The organism is Halovenus halobia (assembly GCF_051414135.1).
Taxonomy (GTDB): Archaea; Halobacteriota; Halobacteria; order Halobacteriales; family Haloarculaceae; genus Halovenus; species Halovenus halobia.
Genome location: NZ_JBLKOA010000001.1, coordinates 1186908 through 1206066 on the forward strand (window position 1 = coordinate 1186908; position 19159 = coordinate 1206066).

Annotated in this window: 22 protein-coding genes; 15 read left to right on the plus strand and 7 right to left on the minus strand. The window is 60.9% G+C overall.

Annotated elements, in window-relative coordinates; all coding sequences use genetic code 11:
* The gene (locus ACMGFM_RS06325; protein ID WP_436901595.1) at positions 1-1611 is read right to left on the minus strand and encodes a uracil-xanthine permease family protein; all 1611 of its coding nucleotides are present in this window, start codon (positions 1609-1611) and stop codon (positions 1-3) included.
* A 91-nt stretch (positions 1612-1702) separates the two neighbouring features.
* On the opposite strand from ACMGFM_RS06325, the gene ACMGFM_RS06330 reads away from it, so the two are divergent.
* The 3 genes from ACMGFM_RS06330 (at position 1703) to ACMGFM_RS06340 (ending at position 4133) form a co-directional block, all read left to right on the plus strand.
* Complete coding sequence (locus ACMGFM_RS06330; RefSeq protein WP_436901596.1) at positions 1703-2548, plus strand: RAD55 family ATPase; 846 nt, start codon at positions 1703-1705, stop codon at positions 2546-2548.
* A gap of 62 nt (positions 2549-2610) precedes the next feature.
* Positions 2611-3492: a hypothetical protein gene (locus tag ACMGFM_RS06335; protein ID WP_436901597.1), complete on the plus strand. Its 882-nt coding sequence runs from the start codon at positions 2611-2613 to the stop codon at positions 3490-3492.
* A complete protein-coding gene (locus ACMGFM_RS06340) occupies positions 3489-4133 on the plus strand; it encodes a DUF8135 domain-containing protein (RefSeq protein WP_436901598.1) in 645 nt (214 codons plus the stop codon). Before ACMGFM_RS06335 ends, ACMGFM_RS06340 begins: the two co-directional genes overlap by 4 nt.
* Before the next feature lie 45 nt (positions 4134-4178).
* Here ACMGFM_RS06340 and ACMGFM_RS06345 read toward each other — a convergent pair whose 3' ends face one another.
* The 4 genes from ACMGFM_RS06345 to ACMGFM_RS06360 are packed head-to-tail and all read right to left on the minus strand — an operon-like array spanning position 4179 to position 7438.
* A complete protein-coding gene (locus ACMGFM_RS06345; protein WP_436901599.1) occupies positions 4179-4496 on the minus strand; it encodes a transcription factor S in 318 nt (105 codons plus the stop codon).
* 46 nt (positions 4497-4542) lie between these two features.
* Entirely contained in the window at positions 4543-6174 is a 1632-nt protein-coding gene (locus ACMGFM_RS06350) for a GMC family oxidoreductase (protein WP_436901600.1), read from the minus strand.
* Complete coding sequence (locus ACMGFM_RS06355; RefSeq protein WP_436901601.1) at positions 6171-6698, minus strand: gluconate 2-dehydrogenase subunit 3 family protein; 528 nt, start codon at positions 6696-6698, stop codon at positions 6171-6173. The genes ACMGFM_RS06350 and ACMGFM_RS06355 overlap by 4 nt, the downstream gene beginning before the upstream one ends.
* The gene (locus ACMGFM_RS06360) at positions 6695-7438 is read right to left on the minus strand and encodes a hypothetical protein (RefSeq protein WP_436901602.1); all 744 of its coding nucleotides are present in this window, start codon (positions 7436-7438) and stop codon (positions 6695-6697) included. Before ACMGFM_RS06360 ends, ACMGFM_RS06355 begins: the two co-directional genes overlap by 4 nt.
* An 89-nt stretch (positions 7439-7527) precedes the next feature.
* On the opposite strand from ACMGFM_RS06360, the gene ACMGFM_RS06365 reads away from it, so the two are divergent.
* The 3 genes from ACMGFM_RS06365 to ACMGFM_RS06375 all read left to right on the plus strand — a co-directional run bounded on the left by ACMGFM_RS06365 (position 7528) and on the right by ACMGFM_RS06375 (position 9417).
* A complete protein-coding gene (locus ACMGFM_RS06365) occupies positions 7528-8049 on the plus strand; it encodes a hypothetical protein (RefSeq protein WP_436901603.1) in 522 nt (173 codons plus the stop codon).
* Positions 8050-8140: 91 nt separating this feature from the next.
* Complete coding sequence (locus ACMGFM_RS06370) at positions 8141-9124, plus strand: archaellin/type IV pilin N-terminal domain-containing protein (protein ID WP_436901604.1); 984 nt, start codon at positions 8141-8143, stop codon at positions 9122-9124.
* 116 nt (positions 9125-9240) lie between these two features.
* Complete coding sequence (locus ACMGFM_RS06375; RefSeq protein ID WP_436901605.1) at positions 9241-9417, plus strand: HVO_0416 family zinc finger protein; 177 nt, start codon at positions 9241-9243, stop codon at positions 9415-9417.
* Between the two features lie 39 nt (positions 9418-9456).
* Here the strand turns inward: ACMGFM_RS06375 and ACMGFM_RS06380 are convergent, their stop codons facing one another.
* Positions 9457-9900, minus strand: a complete 444-nt coding sequence (locus ACMGFM_RS06380; protein WP_436901606.1) for a hypothetical protein — start codon at positions 9898-9900, stop codon at positions 9457-9459.
* Between the two features lie 94 nt (positions 9901-9994).
* Between ACMGFM_RS06380 and ACMGFM_RS06385 the strand changes: the two genes are divergently transcribed.
* Genes ACMGFM_RS06385 through ACMGFM_RS06415 form a run of 7 tightly spaced genes read left to right on the plus strand, consistent with a single transcriptional unit; the run spans position 9995 to position 15530 of the window.
* On the plus strand, positions 9995-10342 hold the full coding sequence (locus ACMGFM_RS06385) for an ArsR/SmtB family transcription factor (protein WP_436901607.1): 348 nt from the start codon (positions 9995-9997) through the stop codon (positions 10340-10342).
* 48 nt (positions 10343-10390) lie between these two features.
* On the plus strand, positions 10391-10687 hold the full coding sequence (locus ACMGFM_RS06390; protein ID WP_436901608.1) for a DUF7521 family protein: 297 nt from the start codon (positions 10391-10393) through the stop codon (positions 10685-10687).
* Positions 10688-10737: 50 nt separating this feature from the next.
* Entirely contained in the window at positions 10738-12582 is a 1845-nt protein-coding gene (locus ACMGFM_RS06395; protein WP_436901609.1) for a UvrD-helicase domain-containing protein, read from the plus strand.
* 37 nt (positions 12583-12619) lie between these two features.
* The gene (locus ACMGFM_RS06400; RefSeq protein ID WP_436901610.1) at positions 12620-13210 is read left to right on the plus strand and encodes a riboflavin synthase; all 591 of its coding nucleotides are present in this window, start codon (positions 12620-12622) and stop codon (positions 13208-13210) included.
* Positions 13211-13269: 59 nt separating this feature from the next.
* On the plus strand, positions 13270-13935 hold the full coding sequence (thiE, locus tag ACMGFM_RS06405; protein ID WP_436901611.1) for a thiamine phosphate synthase: 666 nt from the start codon (positions 13270-13272) through the stop codon (positions 13933-13935).
* Positions 13932-14756, plus strand: coding sequence for a hydroxyethylthiazole kinase (thiM, locus tag ACMGFM_RS06410; protein ID WP_436901612.1), 825 nt, complete (start codon positions 13932-13934; stop codon positions 14754-14756). Before thiE ends, thiM begins: the two co-directional genes overlap by 4 nt.
* Positions 14757-14801: 45 nt before the next feature.
* A complete protein-coding gene (locus ACMGFM_RS06415) occupies positions 14802-15530 on the plus strand; it encodes an SDR family NAD(P)-dependent oxidoreductase (protein ID WP_436901613.1) in 729 nt (242 codons plus the stop codon).
* A gap of 1 nt (position 15531) precedes the next feature.
* Here ACMGFM_RS06415 and lipP1 read toward each other — a convergent pair whose 3' ends face one another.
* Entirely contained in the window at positions 15532-16467 is a 936-nt protein-coding gene (gene lipP1, locus ACMGFM_RS06420) for a LipP1 family hormone-sensitive lipase (protein ID WP_436901614.1), read from the minus strand.
* Between the two features lie 95 nt (positions 16468-16562).
* Here lipP1 and thiC point away from each other — a divergent pair, with 95 nt between their 5' ends.
* Both thiC and ACMGFM_RS06430 read left to right on the plus strand, forming a co-directional pair.
* Positions 16563-18002: a phosphomethylpyrimidine synthase ThiC gene (thiC, locus tag ACMGFM_RS06425; protein ID WP_436901615.1), complete on the plus strand. Its 1440-nt coding sequence runs from the start codon at positions 16563-16565 to the stop codon at positions 18000-18002.
* 82 nt (positions 18003-18084) lie between these two features.
* Positions 18085-19125 (plus strand): NAD(P)/FAD-dependent oxidoreductase, encoded by a 1041-nt coding sequence (locus tag ACMGFM_RS06430; RefSeq protein ID WP_436901616.1) that lies wholly within the window; start codon positions 18085-18087, stop codon positions 19123-19125.
* The last annotated feature ends 34 nt before the right edge of the window (positions 19126-19159 follow it).

The following is a 19159-nucleotide window of genomic DNA, read 5'->3' on the forward strand; positions in this document are numbered from 1 at the left end:
TCAGTCGTCGCCCGGATTGGGCCCGGAGCGGAACCGTTCGTGGGCGGCCTCGAACTCGTCGTCGTCTTCTGTGATATCTTCCCACGCGGTTAGCCCGCGACCGGTTCGAGACCCGGGAATCGTGATGTCGAGGAGGAAACCGATAATCCCGCCGACGGCGATGCCAGTCGTGCCAACGACGAACAGAATCTGTGCGACCGGTTCCAGTCCGAAGACGGCACCGACGTACGCAATCTCCCCGAGGGCTTCGAGTGCCGTCCCGAGCAGGGGGAGGCCTGCCAGTGCCGTCTCGATGGCTGCTGAGCCCGCACTCCCGGCGAAGTTCTCGACCAGTGTCGGAATCGAGAGGCCGCTGAGCAGCGTTGCCCCGATGATGAAGACGTTGCGGTTCTCGTTGAGGTCGACGTACTGGAGCTGTGAGAGGCCAATTCCGATAATCTGTGCGAACATCACGAGAAAGAGACCGCCGACAATCGGGCTGGGAATCGTCGTCACGAGCGCACCGACGAACCCGATGAAACCAGCGACGAGCATCACGATTGCGCCGAGTTGGACGACGAACCGGGAGGCGACGCCGGTAATCCCGATGGCACCGATGTTCTCGGAGTAGGAGGTCGAGCCGTTACCGGTACCCATGATGCCGGCGAAGACGTTGCCGACACCTTCCATCGCGAGTCCGTGGTTGATTCGCTGGCTGTTCGGTGCCTTCTCCTCGGAGATGCGCGCAACGGCGTAGTAGTCGCCGAAACTCTCGACCATTGACGCCAGCACGCCCGCAAAGATGCCGATGACGAACGACGAGGTGAACTGCGGTGTGCCCCACTGGAACGGGACGATTGGCTGGATGACCGCCGCCTCGCTCACGCCCGAAAGGTCGACGTAGGCGTTGGAACTACTCTCGATGATACCGCCGACGGACAGCCCCGCGGCCAGCAGCCACGCCGCCGCCAGCCCAATCAACACTGGGTACAACTGGAACAGTCCGTTCCGGTGGCCGAGATACTGTGAGCAGCCCACAATCAACACCAGCGTCAGCACGAACAGCCAGACGCTCTGTGTCGCCGGGTTGGTAATCTGTGGGACATCGAACAGTGCGAGCCCGACAAGTGCGATGACGGGCGCGATGACGACGGGACTCAGGTACTGTTTGAGCCGTCCGAACAGCCCGAGATAGCCGATACAGACCTGTGCGAGCCCGGCGATAATCATCGCTCCCTGTAACTCGACGATTATCGTCTCCCAGCCCGCCCCGCTGGCCTGCAAGACGCCGATAATCGCAAGCGCCGGCGCCAGGATTGCGAAACTCGCGCCTTGCACGAGCGGGTACCGGTTCCCGATCGTCGTCTGTGCCAGTGTCGCGACCCCCGAGACGACGAAGAAGGTGCCGACGAGGCGGGCCGTCGGTCCCGGTGGCATCCCCATCGCGCCCGCCAACACCAGCGGGACGGCAATGTTCGAGCCAATCATTGTCAGATAGTGCTGGAAGCCCAGCAGTATCGACCGTCCAACCGGGGGCCGGTCGTCCATCCCGTAGGTTACGCCGCCTGACTCCGCGCCGACACCCGGTGCCGGCGCCGCGCTGTTCCCGTCACTGGCGCTTGACTCGTCCATCTTGCCTGTGGTATCCGGGCACGGACGAATAAACGTTTGAGTTCTCCCGCAGGCCGGCCATTTTTACGCACTGCTGTCCTGAGGGGCGTGTATGGAGCGGCTACCATTTGGGATCAATCGTCTCGACAACACCTTCGGTGGGGGTGTGCCGCGGGGGAGTGTCGTGTTACTGTCCGGCGAAGCCGGCGCCGGTGCCCGGGAGTTCATGTTCACGACCGCAGTGATGAACGGCCTCGCCCGTAGCGGTAACGACCTGTTTGACCTGCACTACGGGGATCTTCACTCGAATGCGACGCTGGCCGACGAAATTCACTACGTGTCCTTTACTGCAGAAAAAGACCAGTTGCGCAACGAAATTTCGATGACGATGGATGACGAGATTGCTGAAGCAGGCCTTGCGAACGTCGAATTCGAGTCGCTGTCGAAAAACTTCTTTCACGTCAGTCCGGTCCCGCGGGACTGGTACGCCGAGGAGACGACAGATATCACCAGCCTGCGCAAGCGTCACGAGGACCGCGAAGGGCTGCTGACCGCGCTCGGTGAGACGCTCAACGCCCGCGCACCGGGGAACCTCGTTGTCCTCGATTCGCTGTCCGACCTCGTCGCGACAGTCGGTGACGACGGCTCGATGAGCTGGTCGGATGTGAGTTATCTCGTCAAGGGACTGGCGAAAGCCAGCTACAACTGGGGAGGGCTTATTCTCGTCCACGTCAACCACGAGACACTGACTGATACCCAGCACGGCCAGCTGATCGACGCCTGCAGCGGCACGCTCTCTTTCGAGTGGGAAACTGGCGGCTCGAACCGCGCACGGACGCTGGTTGTCAAGAATTTCCAGGGCGTGCTCTCACAGATCGAGGCCGAGAACATCGTCAAGTTCGAGACTGACTTCGGGGACGCTGGCTTCGATATCAGCGACGTCCGCAAAATCCGCTAGCGGCCTTTCGGAAACTGAAATCGGCGGCAAACGCTTAACTATCCGGTACAGAAATGAGAGATATGGCGAGTGAGTCGAGTAGCGAGCGGACTCTGTCGATTACGTTGCCGTCCGACCTCGACGAGTGGCTGGACGAACAGGCCACCGCGGCCGAGGTCGACAGAGAAGAGCTTCTCGTCCAGTTGTTGGCGACCTATCAGATGGCCGCCGAAGAGTCCATTCAGGAGGGGCTCGAAGTCGACAGCCGCGAGATTGAGCAAGCGGTTCGCTCACAACTCGACGACCAGCTTGCAGCCCGACTCGACGGCGAACTCGAATCCCGTATCGAACAGGCCGTCAACGAACTGGTGACTGAACAGCTCTCGGAAGCAACGAACTCTGTCCAGCGACAGCTCTCGAACCGCATCGACACCGTCGAGTCGGAGTTCGACGAGAAGATCACCGACGTTCGTGAGCGAGTCATTCAGGTCAAGAAAGAAGCGGACAAGAAGGCTCCTGCAGCGCACTCTCACGACGAACTCGACGCAGTCTCAGAGCTCGAAGCGAGCGTTGCAGACCTTCGGACAGAGCTCGACGCGCTTCGCTCGGAGTTCGACGAGCACGTTCCCGACAACGAAGACGCACTGACAGACGCCGAGCAGCGGCTGGACGAGATGCAAGACCGCCTGCAGACGATTGCGTGGGTGGTTAGCGACCTGCGGGATGCACAGGAGTCTGGCGGCGGCCTCCAGGCCGTCGAGCGGATCAAACGTGCCGCCGCGAAGGCAAACATCGAGCGGGCGAACTGCGAGAACTGCGGCGAAGAGGTGGCGCTGTCGTTGCTGACCGACCCCGAGTGTCCACACTGCTCGGCGACGGTCACCAACGTCGAACCGTCCAGTGGCTGGTTCGGGAACCCGAAGCTACTGACTGCTGCCCAGCTCGAATCTGGTGAGCAGTCATGAGCGACGACGACCCCTTCGAGGAACTCGACGACGCCGTCGGTGACCGCGAGGGCGACCCCTTCGAATCTCTTGATGCTGACGACAGTGTTGACGACGAGACACAGTCTGGTGAGGACGGCTCCGCTGAGAAAGACCAGTTCGTCCCTGACCACGACCCATCGACAGGGACGCCGGGCGCATCAGACACCAGCGCTGCCCCGACCTCCAGTTCTGACTCCGATGGCGGCGCCGACACCTCGGAGATGGGGCTCGACGTTGGCCGCCGCGACGACTCGGGGCCGGGAGAAGACCCATTCTCGGACGTTGGTGACCGCGAAGGCGACCCGTTCGATTCCTTCGAGGACACGTTCGAGGAGATGGATGTCGACAAACTCGACCCGGACGAAGTCTGGCAGGACCTGGCCAGTGCTGAGTCCCGTGGGTCGGTCGGCAGCGCACGCCAGCGGACCTACGCGGAGGTGTCGAAACACAGCTACTGCGAGCAGTGTGAGTATTTCTCGCCACCGCCAGATGTCTCATGTGGCCACGAAGGCACCGATATCGTCGAATTTCTGGATATGGAGACTGTCCGCGTCGTCGACTGTCCGATTGTTACTGAGCGTGAGGAACTGGAAGCCAGCGACGGGTTCGCAGACAAGTAATCCGTCGTAGCGTTTTGCATTTCTGAACGCTCTCGGAGATAGTACTCAGTTGTACTCCCGCCAGCGATAGCCACACTCCTTACATTTGAAAAATCTCGTTGGTGGCTCGTCGGCGGAGCCAGTTTGTTTGATCGTGTACCAGGCGACCCCGTGGTCGCACTCGTCACAGTGTACGCTGTCGTCGGTCGGTTTCCCCTCGAAGTCTGCCCCTTCCTCCGTCTCGATCAACTCGTCGCCGGACTGCTCGGTGGTGCTGACGAACGATTCGTCGGCGTCCTGCTCTGCGCTGGTCCCACAACTGGTACAGACCATGACGCCGTCTTCTTTTTTCATCATCGACCCGCAGTCGTCACAGAATTGCATGTTTCTGTGTAGGGTCCGTCACGAACTAATACTGTTTTGCTCCGGATTACAGGTCGGCGGCGAGGAACTCGCTGGTGCGCAACGCCAGCGCCGCGATGGTCAACGTCGGGTTGGCCGACCCGACTGTCGGAAAGACGCTGCTGCTCACACACCAGAGGTTCTCGACATCGTGGGCGCGCAGTTGTGGGTTGACGACGCTCTCGCTCGGGTCTGTCCCCATCCGCGTTGTGCCCATGTGGTGTGAGAGGTAGTTCGGGTCCGTGGGGTCAGTCTGGCGTGTCACCTCCGCGCCGGCAGTTTCGAGAATCTCTCGCTGGATAGCCAGCGCTTCCTCGGCAGTCTCTGCGGCATACGACCCGACGCCGAAGGAGACATCTGGTACTGAGTTGTCGAACGCATCTGTCTGGCTGTCGTCGAGTGTGACACGGTTGGTCTTGTCGGGCAGCATCTCGACGTTGCCGCCGATCCAGAGTGTGTGCGTCTCGGTTTCGATTTCGCCGAGCAAATCCTCGCCCCACTCCGTTCCACCGAGTGCCGCCCCGAGTCCGTCGAGCGAGGACGTATCCGGCCCCGACAGCGCGTGTTCGACCGGAGACGCTGGCTGTGGGTTGCCGAACTTCAGGAGGATACTCCCCGGTGGGCCGTCTGCGCCCTCGTAGAACTGCTCGCTGATGCGGGTGAGAAACCGGACCGGTTCGGGGTTCGTTTCGCCGTCGATGCGGGCCGTCGTCCGCACCCCTGGGTGTTCCATGAAATACCGTCCGACGAGGCCGCTGGTGTTCGCCAGTCCGTCGGGATAGTCGCTGGATTCCGAGAGCAACAGCAGTCGTGGCGTCTCGACACCGCCCGCAGCGACGACGAACTGTTCGGCGGTCTGGCGGTGCCGTGTTCCATCTGGCGTGACGTATCTGGCCGCCTCGACGCTCTCCGGCCCGTGTTCGAGGTACTCGACGGTGACTTGAGAAATAACCTGTGCGCCTCGTTCCTCGGCGGTTCTGATGTGGACATCACCGCTATATTTCGCGCCGGAGGGACAGACCGGGATACAGGTGCCGTAGCCGACACACTGACTTCGGCCGTCGTAGGGTTCGGTGTTGCGAGCCTGCGGACACGGCCGCATCGAGATACCGAGTTCCTCGCAGGCGTCGGCGTAGATGCCGTCGGCGTGCGTCGCCGGGAACGGGTCCATCGGGTACGGCTCCGCCCGCGGTGGCCCGTTGCCCTCGTCGTTACCGACAATCCCGAGTTCGCGCTCGGCTTGAGCGTAGTACGGCCGGAGGTCGTCGTAGCTGATTGGCCAATCGATCGCGACGCCGTACCGCGAGTCCAGCTCGAAATCTCGCGGATGCAGTCGCGGCGTCGTCCCAAGCCAGTGCAGCGTCGTCCCGCCGACACCCTTCACGCGGCGTTCGTTGAGTGCGTACTCGACATCGCCGGAACTGCTGAATCTGTCCCGCGGCCCGCCCATGTTCCAGATTTCGCTGTCTGTGTGTTCCGGCCTGATGGCCTGCTCCATCTGTGCGAGTCGGTCGTCGGGGTCGAACCGCTCGCCGCTTTCGAGGACGACCACGTCAGCCCCCGCTGCAGCCAGTTTCGCGGCGACGATTCCACCAGCCACTCCGGCACCGACGATACAGACATCAGCCCCCGAAACCGGGGTTCTGTCGACGCCGCTCATCGCTCGCCCTCCGGCGGTCGAAACAGCGATTCGTAGCCGCCGGGGTGGCCCGTCGGATTCTCGATACCGACCAGTTCGCTCCCGAGTGGTGTGCTGAACAGCGCGTAGAGCGTGCTGTTGACCAACTGGTACCGAATCCGCTCCGGCACTGACCCGTCTGGATCTGACTCGACGCGCCCGACACCGAGTCGCGTGAGCGTGGCCGTGCGGTCTCCCTCGGACAGCGCTGTAAATTGCTGGCCAGTATGTCGCTTTGCGCCTTCGTTCAGTCGTGCAGTCGCTTCTGCGATGTCTTCACGACGCTGCTGGCTCTGGGCGTCAACGTAGGTCCTGATGAACTCCCTCGTTGCCGTCACCTCGTCGGGATAGACTGTTTCTGCCACCGTATGGACTGTCCCAATCACGTCGCCATCGACGACTTCACCTGCCTCCTGGGACTGGCTCGCAAGCAGTCCAGCTGTACCGATTGCAGCTCCGGACCCCAGCGCTACGAGCGCGTCACGACGCGTGAGTTGTCGCGTCACGGTTCCGCTGGCACCTCCGTAGAGAGCGAGCGAGACCGCCGTAGTCTCTGCGGGACGTACGTGACCGCGAGTACCGCGATAGCCAGCCCGCCGCCGAGTATCTGGACTCGCGGCCCGCCATCGAGCAAACTCACTGCCGTCGCTACCACGAACCACACTCCTGGCAGGGCAACAGCGAGGAGAGACTCAGTAGAGCGACGGCTTCCCTGTGGCTCTGTCTCTCGGGACCAGTCAGCCACTGCTGCTGCGGCGAACAGCGGACCGCCGACAACGACTGTCGACCGGATAAACACCCCAAACTCGGGTATCGCCACTGCATAGAACGGACTCCCCCAGCCGATGACCGCGCCCCAGGCGAGTATCGACGCTGCACCTGTCGCGGCGACGAGAGCAACGATACCACTGGTGAGCAAGCCCTGTCCTGAGCGAAATTCATCGCTGGTTTCCGCTGCCAACACGCCCAAGAGTTGTGCACCGATCAGGGCTGCACCGCCGTACGCGACGACATCCAGAAGAATCCACCACGACGGCGCTCGGAGCGCACCGCCGAGCGCAACTCCAGAACCGACGCCGACGACAGCTGGCAATCCAACCAGGACGCCCAGCGGAGCGGCGAGGCCAGCGATGACATCGAGGGGGCCGAGCGGAGTGGGTAGCGTCCCGACTGCGCCGGACCCGACAGCGACAGCGGCACAGATACCAAGCGCGTGGAGGACGGCGTCGCGGGAAATCCCAGACACGCGCTTCGATTCTGTGTCGCTGTGAATATACGTTATGGTTGTCACCCCGGGACCACGGGATTCTTTGTTCTCAGCCACCGAGTATGGCTGTGAGCCAGCCAGCCGCCGAGCCACCCCAGCGCGTCGAGGTCCACCCGGGCAAAGAGGTTGTCGTCGAATTTGACCCGGCACTGACCTTCGAGTGCATCGACGAGTGTACGTGGTGCTGTCAGCACGGCGTGTTGCTGTACGAACCGGACTTTCTCGAACTCGCGAACTGCGCGTCGCTCTCTGAGGCGACCACGCAGGTTCGTGGCCAGGATTTCGTCCGCAAGGAGGACAAAGACCGCGACGAGCACGTCGGCGAGGACGGGCAGGCCTGCTTTTTCCTTCGTGATGATGGCCTCTGTTCGCTGCATGCCGAGGAAGACTGGAAGCCGGCGCGGTGTTCTGTCTTTCCGCTCTCGGTTGCCGTCGAGGACGGCGATATTCACGTCTCCGTCCGTGAGAAAGCCCGCGAGCACTGTGAGGGGCTACACGTCAGCGAACGTCGCGTTATCGACCATCTCGACGCCTTCCTTCCCGAAGTACTGTGGGAACTCGACGACCCGGCGACGAGGCGTGAATTGTGAGGCAGACGGAGTGTGGTTGCCCGAATCAGTGAACCGTCTCCCAAACTTGCGGCACGGAAGATTGAATTACGTGCGTATCAACGTGAAAACTATGTGCGACGGTTCGCGCCGAAACAGAGGCCAATCACCAGTCATTGGCAACATTCTCACCGTTGCGATTGTTGTTATCCTCGCTTCCGTAATCGGGGTTGCTGTGCTCGGGTTCTCCGAAAGCCTCAACGATAGCCCCCCAGCGGCTAGCATCGAGACAGAGATCGGCACCGGTGACATTACCCTTCTCCACAAGGCGGGGAAGTCCCTCGACCCGACAAACGTCGAAATTGTGGTCGTCGGACCGAACGCAACGGTCCGATACCCGATGGAGAATTTCAAGGGCGACCCGACCAGTGCTTTCACTGCGGGCACTACCTTCTCGCTCCCTCACGGCGTCTCTTCGGGAAAGGTCGACGTTCGGGTCGTGCACGAGCCAACGGAGTCGATCATCAGCCGGGGGCAACGGCGAATAGTGGACGGGATAATCTCGCTGGCGGCGTTCGACGATAAGGTTCCAACGAACGATTACACCGGCGGACAGAACAACTATCCCGATGCGTCGTCGACGACAGTCACAGATGGCGGCCGGACAGTCAAACTCACCGGGAGTCAGTGGAAGTACCTCGTTTACTCTTACGACGTGACTCCGGAAACGGTGCTCACCTTCGAGTTCAAGAGCACAGCTGAAGGCGATATTCACGGCATCGGATTAGAGGACGATTACGATTCGGGTCAGGACGAGAACCGTATCGTCCGTCTCTACGGCACGCAGAACTGGGGAATAAGCGTGTCTAAGGAGACAACAGAACCGTACTACCAGCAATCAGACGGCTGGCGTCGGTACACAATCCCACTTGGGGAGTTGTACGAAACGAACAACAGACTCGGACAGGCGGACTCGCTGGTGTTTGTCATGGATTGTGACCCAAGCGACGACGTCGCTTCCGGAACTGACGACGATCGCTGTAAGAGTCAGAACGCCGACGGCGACCCGACGGCAACCTCCTTCTTCAGAAACGTCGAACTGTACGACGCCGACTGAACGCATTGGCGTCATTCTGGCCGGTACTGAGGGAGACGTAGGACTATATTGTGCTAACTGGCAACATGGACCAGAACCACTAAACATATATACTGGTGTGCCATACCATAGCATGTATGGCGCAGTCTCAGGCTGACAACGACGTGTTCGACGAATTCCTCGCGCAGCGTGGCTACGAAACGAGCGATGCGGGATGGGAGGAGAACTATAATAAAAAGCAGTGCCCCGATTGTGGCGGCCTTCACGACGTCGATGCGACAACCTGTACAGTCTGTGGCTGGTCCCCGGTATAGCGAGGTAGACAGCGCTCTGTCTCGCGGCTTTTTGTTGGCTCAGTAGCTAATCGGCCCGTCTTGGTCGTCAGAGCGTGACCGGGGCATGATAATCTTCGTCCCGACGAGCTCCGAGACGACTTCTTCGACTTCGCTCGGGCAGTGGCGGCCACGGAGCGACTGTCCGTCCATCAGCACCTCACAGCAGTCCTCACGGGAGCCCTCGACAATTTCGTCTTCGCTGTACTTGTGGGAGGCGCGCATGATGAAATAGCAGTCGGTGTCCTTGCCGGCGAACACCCACATCCGGAAGTCGAGTGGCTCGGGGTCGCGGGCGACGACGTAGGTGTCCGGGATAGTATCCGACGCTTCTGCGTCGAACAGCCAGATGTTCAGGTCGTCGGTCTGTCGGTGGGGTTCACCTTTCGGTTCTCGTGGCGCGGGGTCGTCAGCCCCGATATCGTTGTGCCGTCTGTACGTTTCAAGATCGTCGACGCCAACCATTATCGAACCTAGCCGCGGGCTGTGAATGAACCTTGCGTGTCGGCCGTGTTCGCTGTGATAACGCTTATAGCAATCCAGGTTGAGTATCAGGAACGTGGACGACCGCAGCATCGAGGATATCTTGGACACGATCGGTGACCAACATGCCCGCCGATTGTTGGCTGCCATCAGCCGCGAGCCACAGTCGGCCAAAGACCTGGCCGAAGAGTGTGACCTCTCGTTGCCGACGGTCTATCGCCGCATCGAGATGCTCGAAGAGTACGACCTCGTGACCGACGAGACGCTGGTAGCCGACGACGGCAACCACTACAAAATCTACGAGTCGAACTTCGAGAGCACCGTCATCACACTGGAAGACGACGAGTACAAGGTCCGAATCTACCGTGAGGAGAACCTTCCCGACAGATTCAGCCAGCTGTGGGACGACCTCGGCGCGGAATAACGAAGCAGTCACATTTATCACAACTGTTGCTGTAGTACTGCTGAATCGATGGTCGATGTCGTGCCTATCGTGCGGATTGTGCTGACACTGATGCGGTTTGCGGTGTTCGGGTTAACCCTCGGCATCACCCTGATCAGTTTTCAGGCCTACCAGCAGAAACAAACCGAACGACTGCAGTACGCATTTGTTGGGTTCGCGTTCATTAGCATGGGCGTTGCCATCAGCAGCGTCATTACGCAACTCGGAGCCAACGCGAACGAACTCATCCTGCTGTTCTTCCAGATGGTCGAGACGATTCCCTTCATTATCGGCTTCAGTATGCTGTATCTCTCCCTCTATCGGTAGCGAGAATAGAGTCGCGTTGTTTATCACCCCTGGGCGTCACCTAGTGTCTAATGACTAACGATACGGAAGTCGTCCGCCTGTTCGGCGGGCCTGGGAGCGGGAAAACGACCGCGTTACTTGACCGGGTCGAAGAACTAATCGAGTCTAACGACGACCTCGAAGTTCGTGATATTCTCGTCGTTTCATACACTCGTGCGGCCGCCGCAGAGATCCGCGAACGCCTCGCGGAACGCCTCGACACGACTCCCCGGGCACTCCGGGGCAACGTCAGCACGATGCACGCCAAGGCCTACGACCTGCTCAATCTCTCTCGTAGCGACGTCGTCGGCGAATCTGACAAAGAAGAGTTCTGTGACGACTACGGCATCGACTTCGAGGACGAGTACGAAGGCTCACGCCGACGCTCTGCTCGCTCGACGACCCTCGGAAACAAGATTATTGCCACCAGCCAGTGGCTCCAGCGGACCTCCCGTGACGTTGGTGACTGGTACGACGTGCCGTTCCAGTGGAACGAAGAGGAGGTTCGTCTCCCGCCGGAAATCGACGACAACGCCCAGACTGGCAACAAGTACACCCCGACCTGGCCCAGCGACGACGACCGTATCGACATCCCTGAGGCGATTCGTGCCTGGCGCAACTGGAAAGGCTCGCACGACATCGTTGGCTTCGCAGATATGCTCGAACGCGTCCACCAGCGCTCGCTACTGCCCAGCGTCGACTATCTCGTCATCGACGAATTTCAGGATATCACTACGCTGCAATACGAGGTCTACTCTGAGTGGCGCTCACACATGAAGCGTGTGCTGATTGCCGGCGACGACGACCAGGTTGTCTACGCGTGGCAGGGCGCTGACCCTGACCTGCTGCTGGAAGAAGATGTCGACGACGATGTGGTGCTTCCGAACTCCTATCGCCTGCCCTCGCGGATTCTCAACGCTGTCAATCAGGAGGTCAGACATATCGAGAAACGCCAGGAGAAAGACCTCGAACCCCGCAAAGAGGGCGGGACAGTCGAAGCCATTCGCAACCGATCGATGCTCGACCTCTCGCGAGAGGTCCAGCGCACTGTCGAGGAGACAGACGAGACGGTGATGGTGCTGTTCCGTGCTCGCTACCAGATGTTCCAGTTTATCGACGAGTTCATCGACGAAGGTATTCCGTTCAGTTGCCTGACCGACCAGCGGATGTGGACCGACCGCCTGACACAGTACGTCGGCGGTATCGAGCACATGGCCGAGGACGAAGCACTGACCGGACTGGAGGCTCGCCGTCTTGCTGATATGCTGGCCGACTCCGCATTTGGCACCGGTGAGCGTGACGACTTCTTCGACGAACTCGACACGATGGAGGAAGAGGCCGACGTTGACGACCTCACCGACCTCGATGTCGACCCCGACGTTGTCCGTGACCACGCCCCGTTCGCACCAGACCCGCCGGCCGCCGCAGATATGCTCCGCAAAGTCACGAGCTTCCAGGAACGAAGTGTCGACGCCTACTTCAACGGCAAGTATCAGGGGATGCAACAGGACCGCGTTCGACTCGGCACCATCCACTCTGCGAAAGGTCGTGAGGCTGACCACGTCTTCGTCGCCACCGACCTCACCGAGAAGGTGGTCGAACAGATGGCCGCCACAATCGAACAGTCTGGCGTGGAGGTCCCTGGTGACCAGGAGTTCACCAAACACACCAGTCCGGTGCCAATGCTGACCGACAACGAGCGACGTGTGTTCTACGTCGGAATGTCCCGGGCGCGAGAGCGACTCGTTATCCTCGAAAATCTGGTCGACGGCGCACCGACACTCCCCGTGGATGTGCTCTTGCACAACGAACTGAACGAGCAGAGCATCGAAGAACTCATCGAGGACGTACAGGACGCGCCAGCGCCGACACAGTAGTCGATAGCTTTTCGCCACCTCGCGCCAATTTTCTTGTATGTTTACTGGAATTGTCGAGGAGACCGCCGAGGTCACCGATATCACAGAGACCGCCGAGGGGAAACGACTCACTCTCTCGACCACGTTTGACGGATTGAGCGTCGGCCAGAGTATCAGCGTCAGCGGCGCGTGTCTCACCGTCGAAGAGTTCGACGAGGACTCCTTCGAGGTGTTCACCGCGACGGAAACGCTCGAAAAGACGTATCTTGGCGAACTCGCAGTTGGTGATGTAGTGAACCTCGAACGCGCGCTGCCGGCAGACGGCCGCTTTGACGGTCATTTCGTGCAGGGCCACGTCGACGCGACAGCCACCGTCACCGATATCGAGCGACTGGGAGACGACTGGGAGTTCACTTTCGAGTTGCCTGCTGACCTCGCACCATATGTCGTCGACAAAGGCTCGATTACCGTCGACGGAATTAGTCTTACCGTCGCCGCGCAGGACGGCGAGGAGTTCGCCGTTGCCATTATCCCTGAGACGTACAATATCACGACGCTGTCGGAGAAGTCAGTCGGCGACCCAGTGCATCTCGAAGTCGACGTGATTGCGAAATACGTCGAGAGTCTCACCGAAGGCTACAGGCAGTAACTCGAAGTTCGTCTCGAAAATTCGCCACTGGTATATCGCAGTGGTACATACCCTCGTGTATGGATCTCACACTGGATACCTACCTAGTCACACAGGAAGACCTCTCGGCCGGTCGGAGTACCGCCGAGATTGTCGACGCCGCACTTGCCGGCGGCGTTGATGTCGTACAGGTTCGAGAGAAACACCGGAGCGCACGCACACAATTGGAGATTGCCAAGCGACTCCGGGAACCGACAGCCGAGGCCGGTGTCCCGCTCATTATCAACGACCGCGTCGATATCGCACGTGCTGCCGACGCTGACGGCGTTCACCTCGGTGACGAGGACCTGCCGGTCGCTGTTGCCCGAGAACAACTCGGCGAGGACGCACTCATCGGTCGCTCAGTTTCGACCGTCGAAGGTGCCCGCGCTGCCGAGGACGCTGGTGCCGACTACCTCGGCGTCGGTGCACTCTACCACACTGGCTCGAAAGATGTCGACGACGACGAGAACAACATCGGACTTGATATCGTCGAAGCAATCGCCGACGCCGTAGATATTCCCTTCGTGGGTATCGGCGGCGTGACGCCAGAGCGAGCGCCCAACGTCGCCGAAGCAGGCGCTGACGGCGTTGCGGTTATCACCGCACTTACAGAGGCCGAGGACCCGGAACAGGCGACCCGAAAGCTGGGTGAAGCGGTCCAGTCTGGCAAAGACCGACGAAACAAACTGGAGGGTGAAGCATGACACTTGACCTCTCGGACGACCTCGCAACTGTCGCAGACGAATCGCCGCTTGTCAACGCCGTGACGAACAACGTCACCGTCAACGATGTTGCCCAGATTATCCTCCACTGGGGCGGGCTGCCAGTGATGTCCGACGACGAACGCGAAGTTGGAGATATGGTCGCTGCGGCACAGGCCTGCCTGCTTAACATGGGGACAGTTAGCGAGGAAGGCGAGGCGACAATGATGACTGCAGGCGAGTCAGCCAACGAGGCCGGTGTTCCGGTTGTCGTCGACCCTGTCGGCGTCGGGTCGACACCCACCCGTGACCGCGTGGCAGAGCGGCTGGCTTCGGAACTCGACGTTGCTGTCCTGAAGGGCAACTACGGCGAGATTTCCGCGCTAGCTGGCGACGACGCAGAAATCCGTGGCGTCGAGTCTGTCGGCGAGTACAGCGATATCACGGCCACTGCAGTCGCCTGTGCACAGGAATACGACACAGTCGTCGTTGCGTCCGGCGAGACGGATATTGTCGCTACGAGTGAGCAGGCCTACGAAATTACGGCTGGCCATCCACAGATGGGGACTGTCGTTGGTACTGGCTGTATGCTCGGTGCGACCGTCGCAACCTTTGCTGGCGCCATCGATGACACCGAACAGGCAGCGCTGGCTGGCACCGTGGCGTACGGACTGGCAGGCGAAGCTGCCGCAGCAGGAGAGTTCGGTGAGGTCCACGGACCGGGGAGCTACAACGTTGCGTTCAAAGACAGCGTGGCCGGCCTCAGCGAGACCGACCACGACGACGCCACCGAGCGCGTCGCACAGGTCCTGCAAGCCGAGTGAATCGGCAGGTAGAAGTCCCATTAGCCAGTTGTATTAATAGAAAATATGACCGTACTCATTACTGGCGCAAGTCGCGGTATCGGGCGGGCAACAGCCGAGACACTCGCTTCTGACCACGACGTTGCGGTCGGGTACAACGAGAGCGAGGCTGCCGCGAACGAGGTTGTCGATGCAATCGAAGCGCAGGGCGGGACAGCAGTTGCCGTCCAGGCCGACGTGAGCGACTCCGAGGAAGCAACCCAACTGGTCGAAACGACCGCCGACAAACTCGGGGGACTCGACGCGGTTGTCAACAACGCTGGCATCGCCGACCCCGCACGACTCACTGACCTCGACGACGAGCAGTGGCACCGTGTGCTCGACACAAACCTCTCGAGTGCGTTCTACGTCACTCGGGCCGCGATGGAGTATCTCCAGCCAGATGGCGACGTTGTGTTTGTCTCTTCCATCGGCGGCACCGCGGGCACTGTCGACGCGAGTTACGCGGCGAGCAAAGCCGGCCTTCACGGGTTGACAAGAGCACTCGCTCGTGAGTACGGCGAGGACGGCGTGCAGGTGAACGCTGTTGCTCCCGGTCCCGCCGAGACAGATATGAACGACGACATCCTCGAATATCTGGAGGCTGTCGAGTTCCGCGGCCACGAGAATATCGATACGCACCTCCCCGAATACGCCTGCTCGCCCGAAACGGTTGCTCATACGATCGAGTATCTGCTCGACAACGACTACGTGCAGGGCGAAATTCTCCGGGTCAACGGCGGGATGCAACTGTAACTCAGCGGGTTCCGAACGTTCCCGCGAGATCGTTTCCTACGTCGGCGATAGCTTCTTCTGTCCGTTCAACGTCGCGAAAAGTCAGAAAGCCGTGGACCATATCCTCGTAGTTCTTGTACCGAGTCTCGACGCCGTCGCCGACGAGTCCCTCGGCGTAGGCCTTGCCGCCGTCTCGAAGCGGGTCGAAGCCAGCGGTCAGGACAGTTGCCGGCGGGAGTCCCGAGAGGTCACAGGCTTCGATTGGGTCGGCGTAGGGATTGCGCTGGTGGACCTCACTGTCGAAATAGCAGTTCCGGAACCACGCCATATCGGCGTCAGAGAGCACGAGGCCGGTGTGGTCCTGCACGGAGGCGTGGTCCGGTTCGACGCCGACGCTCGGGTACAGTAGCAGTTGATAGTCGAGTTCGGGACCACCGCGCTCGGCAGCCATCAGTGCAGCGACGGCGGCGAGGTTGCCGCCGGCAGAATCACCCGCGACTGCAACCCGACCGTCACCGTCGACTGCGTCGGGGTTGTCGGCCGCCCACTCGACAGCAGCGAACGCGTCTTCGACGGCTGCCGGGAAGGGATGTTCGGGCGCGAGTCGGTACTCGACCGAGAGGAAGGCACAGCCACTCTCCTCGACGAGGCGGCGACAGAGTCGTTCGTGGGTTGCGATACTTCCGAGGACGTAACCGCCGCCGTGGAAGAAGACAACAGTCGGGAACGGGCCAGACTCCTCGGGCAAGTAGAGGCGAGCGTCTAACTCACCATCCGGGCCGGGAATTGCCAGGTCTCGTGTTCCTCCAATCGTCGGGAGGTTCCGGTTCTGTATCGGCATCGCAACACGGCTGAGTCCACGGAGTAGCTTGACGCCCCAGCGACTGTGGGGCAGCGGAATCCGTTGCTGGGCCGCCATCGCCGACGCTGCCTGCGGGTCGATTTCGTCTGCCTCCATAGCTCCGGCTTTGTGGGCCTGAAATAAACACCTCTCCTTTCTGGAGCCACCCCGGCCCCCAAGAGTATATTACTGAGTAGTATAACTAACTAATTATGCCACAGACACAGCTACAGGCTGCCACCGATGGAACGGTCACGCCTGCGATGGAGCGGATTGCCGACCGCGAGAACTGCGACCCCGAGTTCGTCCGTGAACAGGTTGCTGCCGGGGACGCAGTTATTCCAAGCAACCACGCGCACACCGCGCTGGACCCGATGATTATTGGCCGGGAGTTTTCGACGAAGGTCAACGCCAACATCGGTAACTCAGACGAGACGAGCGACCTGGAGGGTGAACTTGAGAAACTGCATACCGCTGTCCACTACGGTGCGGACACCGTGATGGACCTGTCGACTGGTGGGAATCTCGACGAGATTCGCGAAGCGGTCATCGAGCACTCCCCGGTGCCAGTTGGAACAGTCCCGATTTACGAAGCGATCAAACACGTCGATGGTCCTGCTGACCTCACGCACGACCTCTTGCTTTCGGTAATCGGGAAACAGGCCGAGCAGGGTGTCGATTATATGACGATCCACGCCGGCGTGCTGATGGAGCACCTGCCGCTGACAGATGGCCGAACGACTGGAATCGTTTCCCGCGGTGGCTCGATTCTCGCACAGTGGATCGAAGAAAACGGGATGGAAAACCCACTGTACACCAAGTTTGAGGAGATCTGTGAGATTTTCGCCGACCACGACGTGACGTTCTCGCTGGGCGACGGACTGCGGCCGGGGTCGATTGCCGACGCCAGCGACGAGGCACAGTTCGCCGAACTGGAGACGCTGGGCGAACTGACTGCCATTGCGCAGGACCACGGCGTCCAGGTCATGGTCGAAGGGCCAGGCCACGTCCCGATGGACGAGATTCGCGATAACGTCGAACGCCAGCAGGAGGTCTGCAACGGCGCGCCGTTCTACGTCCTCGGCCCGCTGGTTACCGACGTGGCGCCGGGGTACGACCACATTACCAGCGCCATCGGCGCGACTGAAGCCGCCCGCGCCGGTGCAGCGATGCTCTGTTACGTCACCCCGAAAGAACACCTCGGCCTCCCCGAGAAAGAGGACGTCCGAGATGGCCTCGCTGCCTACCGCATCGCCGCCCACGCTGGCGACGTTGCGAACGGCCGCGAAGGAGCACGCGACTGGGACGACGCGCTCTCGGAAGCGCGGTACAACTTCGACTGGCGCCAGCAGTTCGACCTCGCGCTCGACCCCGAGCGCGCCCAGTCCTATCACGACCAGACGCTGCCCGGCGACAACTACAAAGAAGCCCGATTCTGTTCGATGTGTGGCGTCGAGTTCTGTTCGATGCGCATCGACCAAGATGCACGCGAGGCTGACGGCGAGATGGACGGCCTCGATAGCGAGACTGACCTCTCGAACTCGGCTGCCGCTGAGGTGAACCGCCCGCCCGTCGGCGACCACGACACGAGCGCAGTGCCAGAGCGCGAAGACGCTAAACCTGAAACAGACTCCTCTGAGGCTGACGACTAACCACGTCCGATCACCTTCTCTAGACACTCGCCTCGATTGCCGCGCGCTATGCGTTTTTACGGACAGAGTCCAACCAGTAGATATGGAAATTGGAGTAATCGGTGCCGGTGCGGCGAGCGCGGCAGCGACCCACGTCCTCTCGGAGACGACTGACGCGGAAATTACCGTTTTCGAGAAGTCCGGCGGCCTCTGTGGGCGCGCCGCGACCCGTCGCCGTGACGGGCGGTACTACGACTACGGGGCGAACTACGTCAAAGACGACGACGAGCGCGTCGTCGAGTTGTTGACCGAGACACTGGACGACGAAGGACTGGTCGCCATCGACGACCCAATCTACGTCTTCGACGAGTCAGGGGACGTCTCGGAGGGCCGGGATACCGACCGCAAGTGGAGTTACGACGACGGACTGACACAGATCGCCAAGCGACTGTTCGACCCCACAGGGGCGACAATCCACCGCCGGACGAAAGTTGAGACAATCCATCGCGACGGCGAGCGGTGGCGACTGACCGACACCGACGGCGAGACGTACGGCCCCTTCGACCTGCTGCTGTGTAACGCACCCGCGCCACAGACCGAGACGCTGCTGGAACACGCCGAGTGGGACGCCGATATTCGCGACACGCTCGCCGACGCTGTCGGCGACGTCGAGTATCGGACCATCTGGACGGCGGTGCTGGGCTACGAGTTCGAGCTGGACGTGCCCTATTACGGCTTGGTCAACACCGACAAGAATCACAAGATTGGCTGGATTTCACGCGAGGAGTGCAAGGGCGGCCACGTTCCCGAGGGCGAATCGCTCCTCATCGTGCAAGCCAGCCCAGACTGGTCGGTCGAGCACTACGACGACCCGCCAGAGGACAACGTCACCGAGCTGGCGAGGATGACAGCCGACATTGTGGGCGACCAGCGGCTGGGCGACCCGGTCTGGACCGACCACCAGGGCTGGCGATACGCGCTGCCCGAGAACGCTGTCGCGAGTGGCCCGCTGGATTCTGCCGCGGACGCAGGGTTGTACTGTCTCGGTGACTGGGTTGCCGGCGAGGCCCGTCTCCACGCCGCGTTGCGGAACGGACTCGATACGGGCGAGCGAGTGGCCCACCGGATTGCGGCCGAGAGATAAGTTCCTTCGACGGTATTTGGGCAGAAAGATTGTA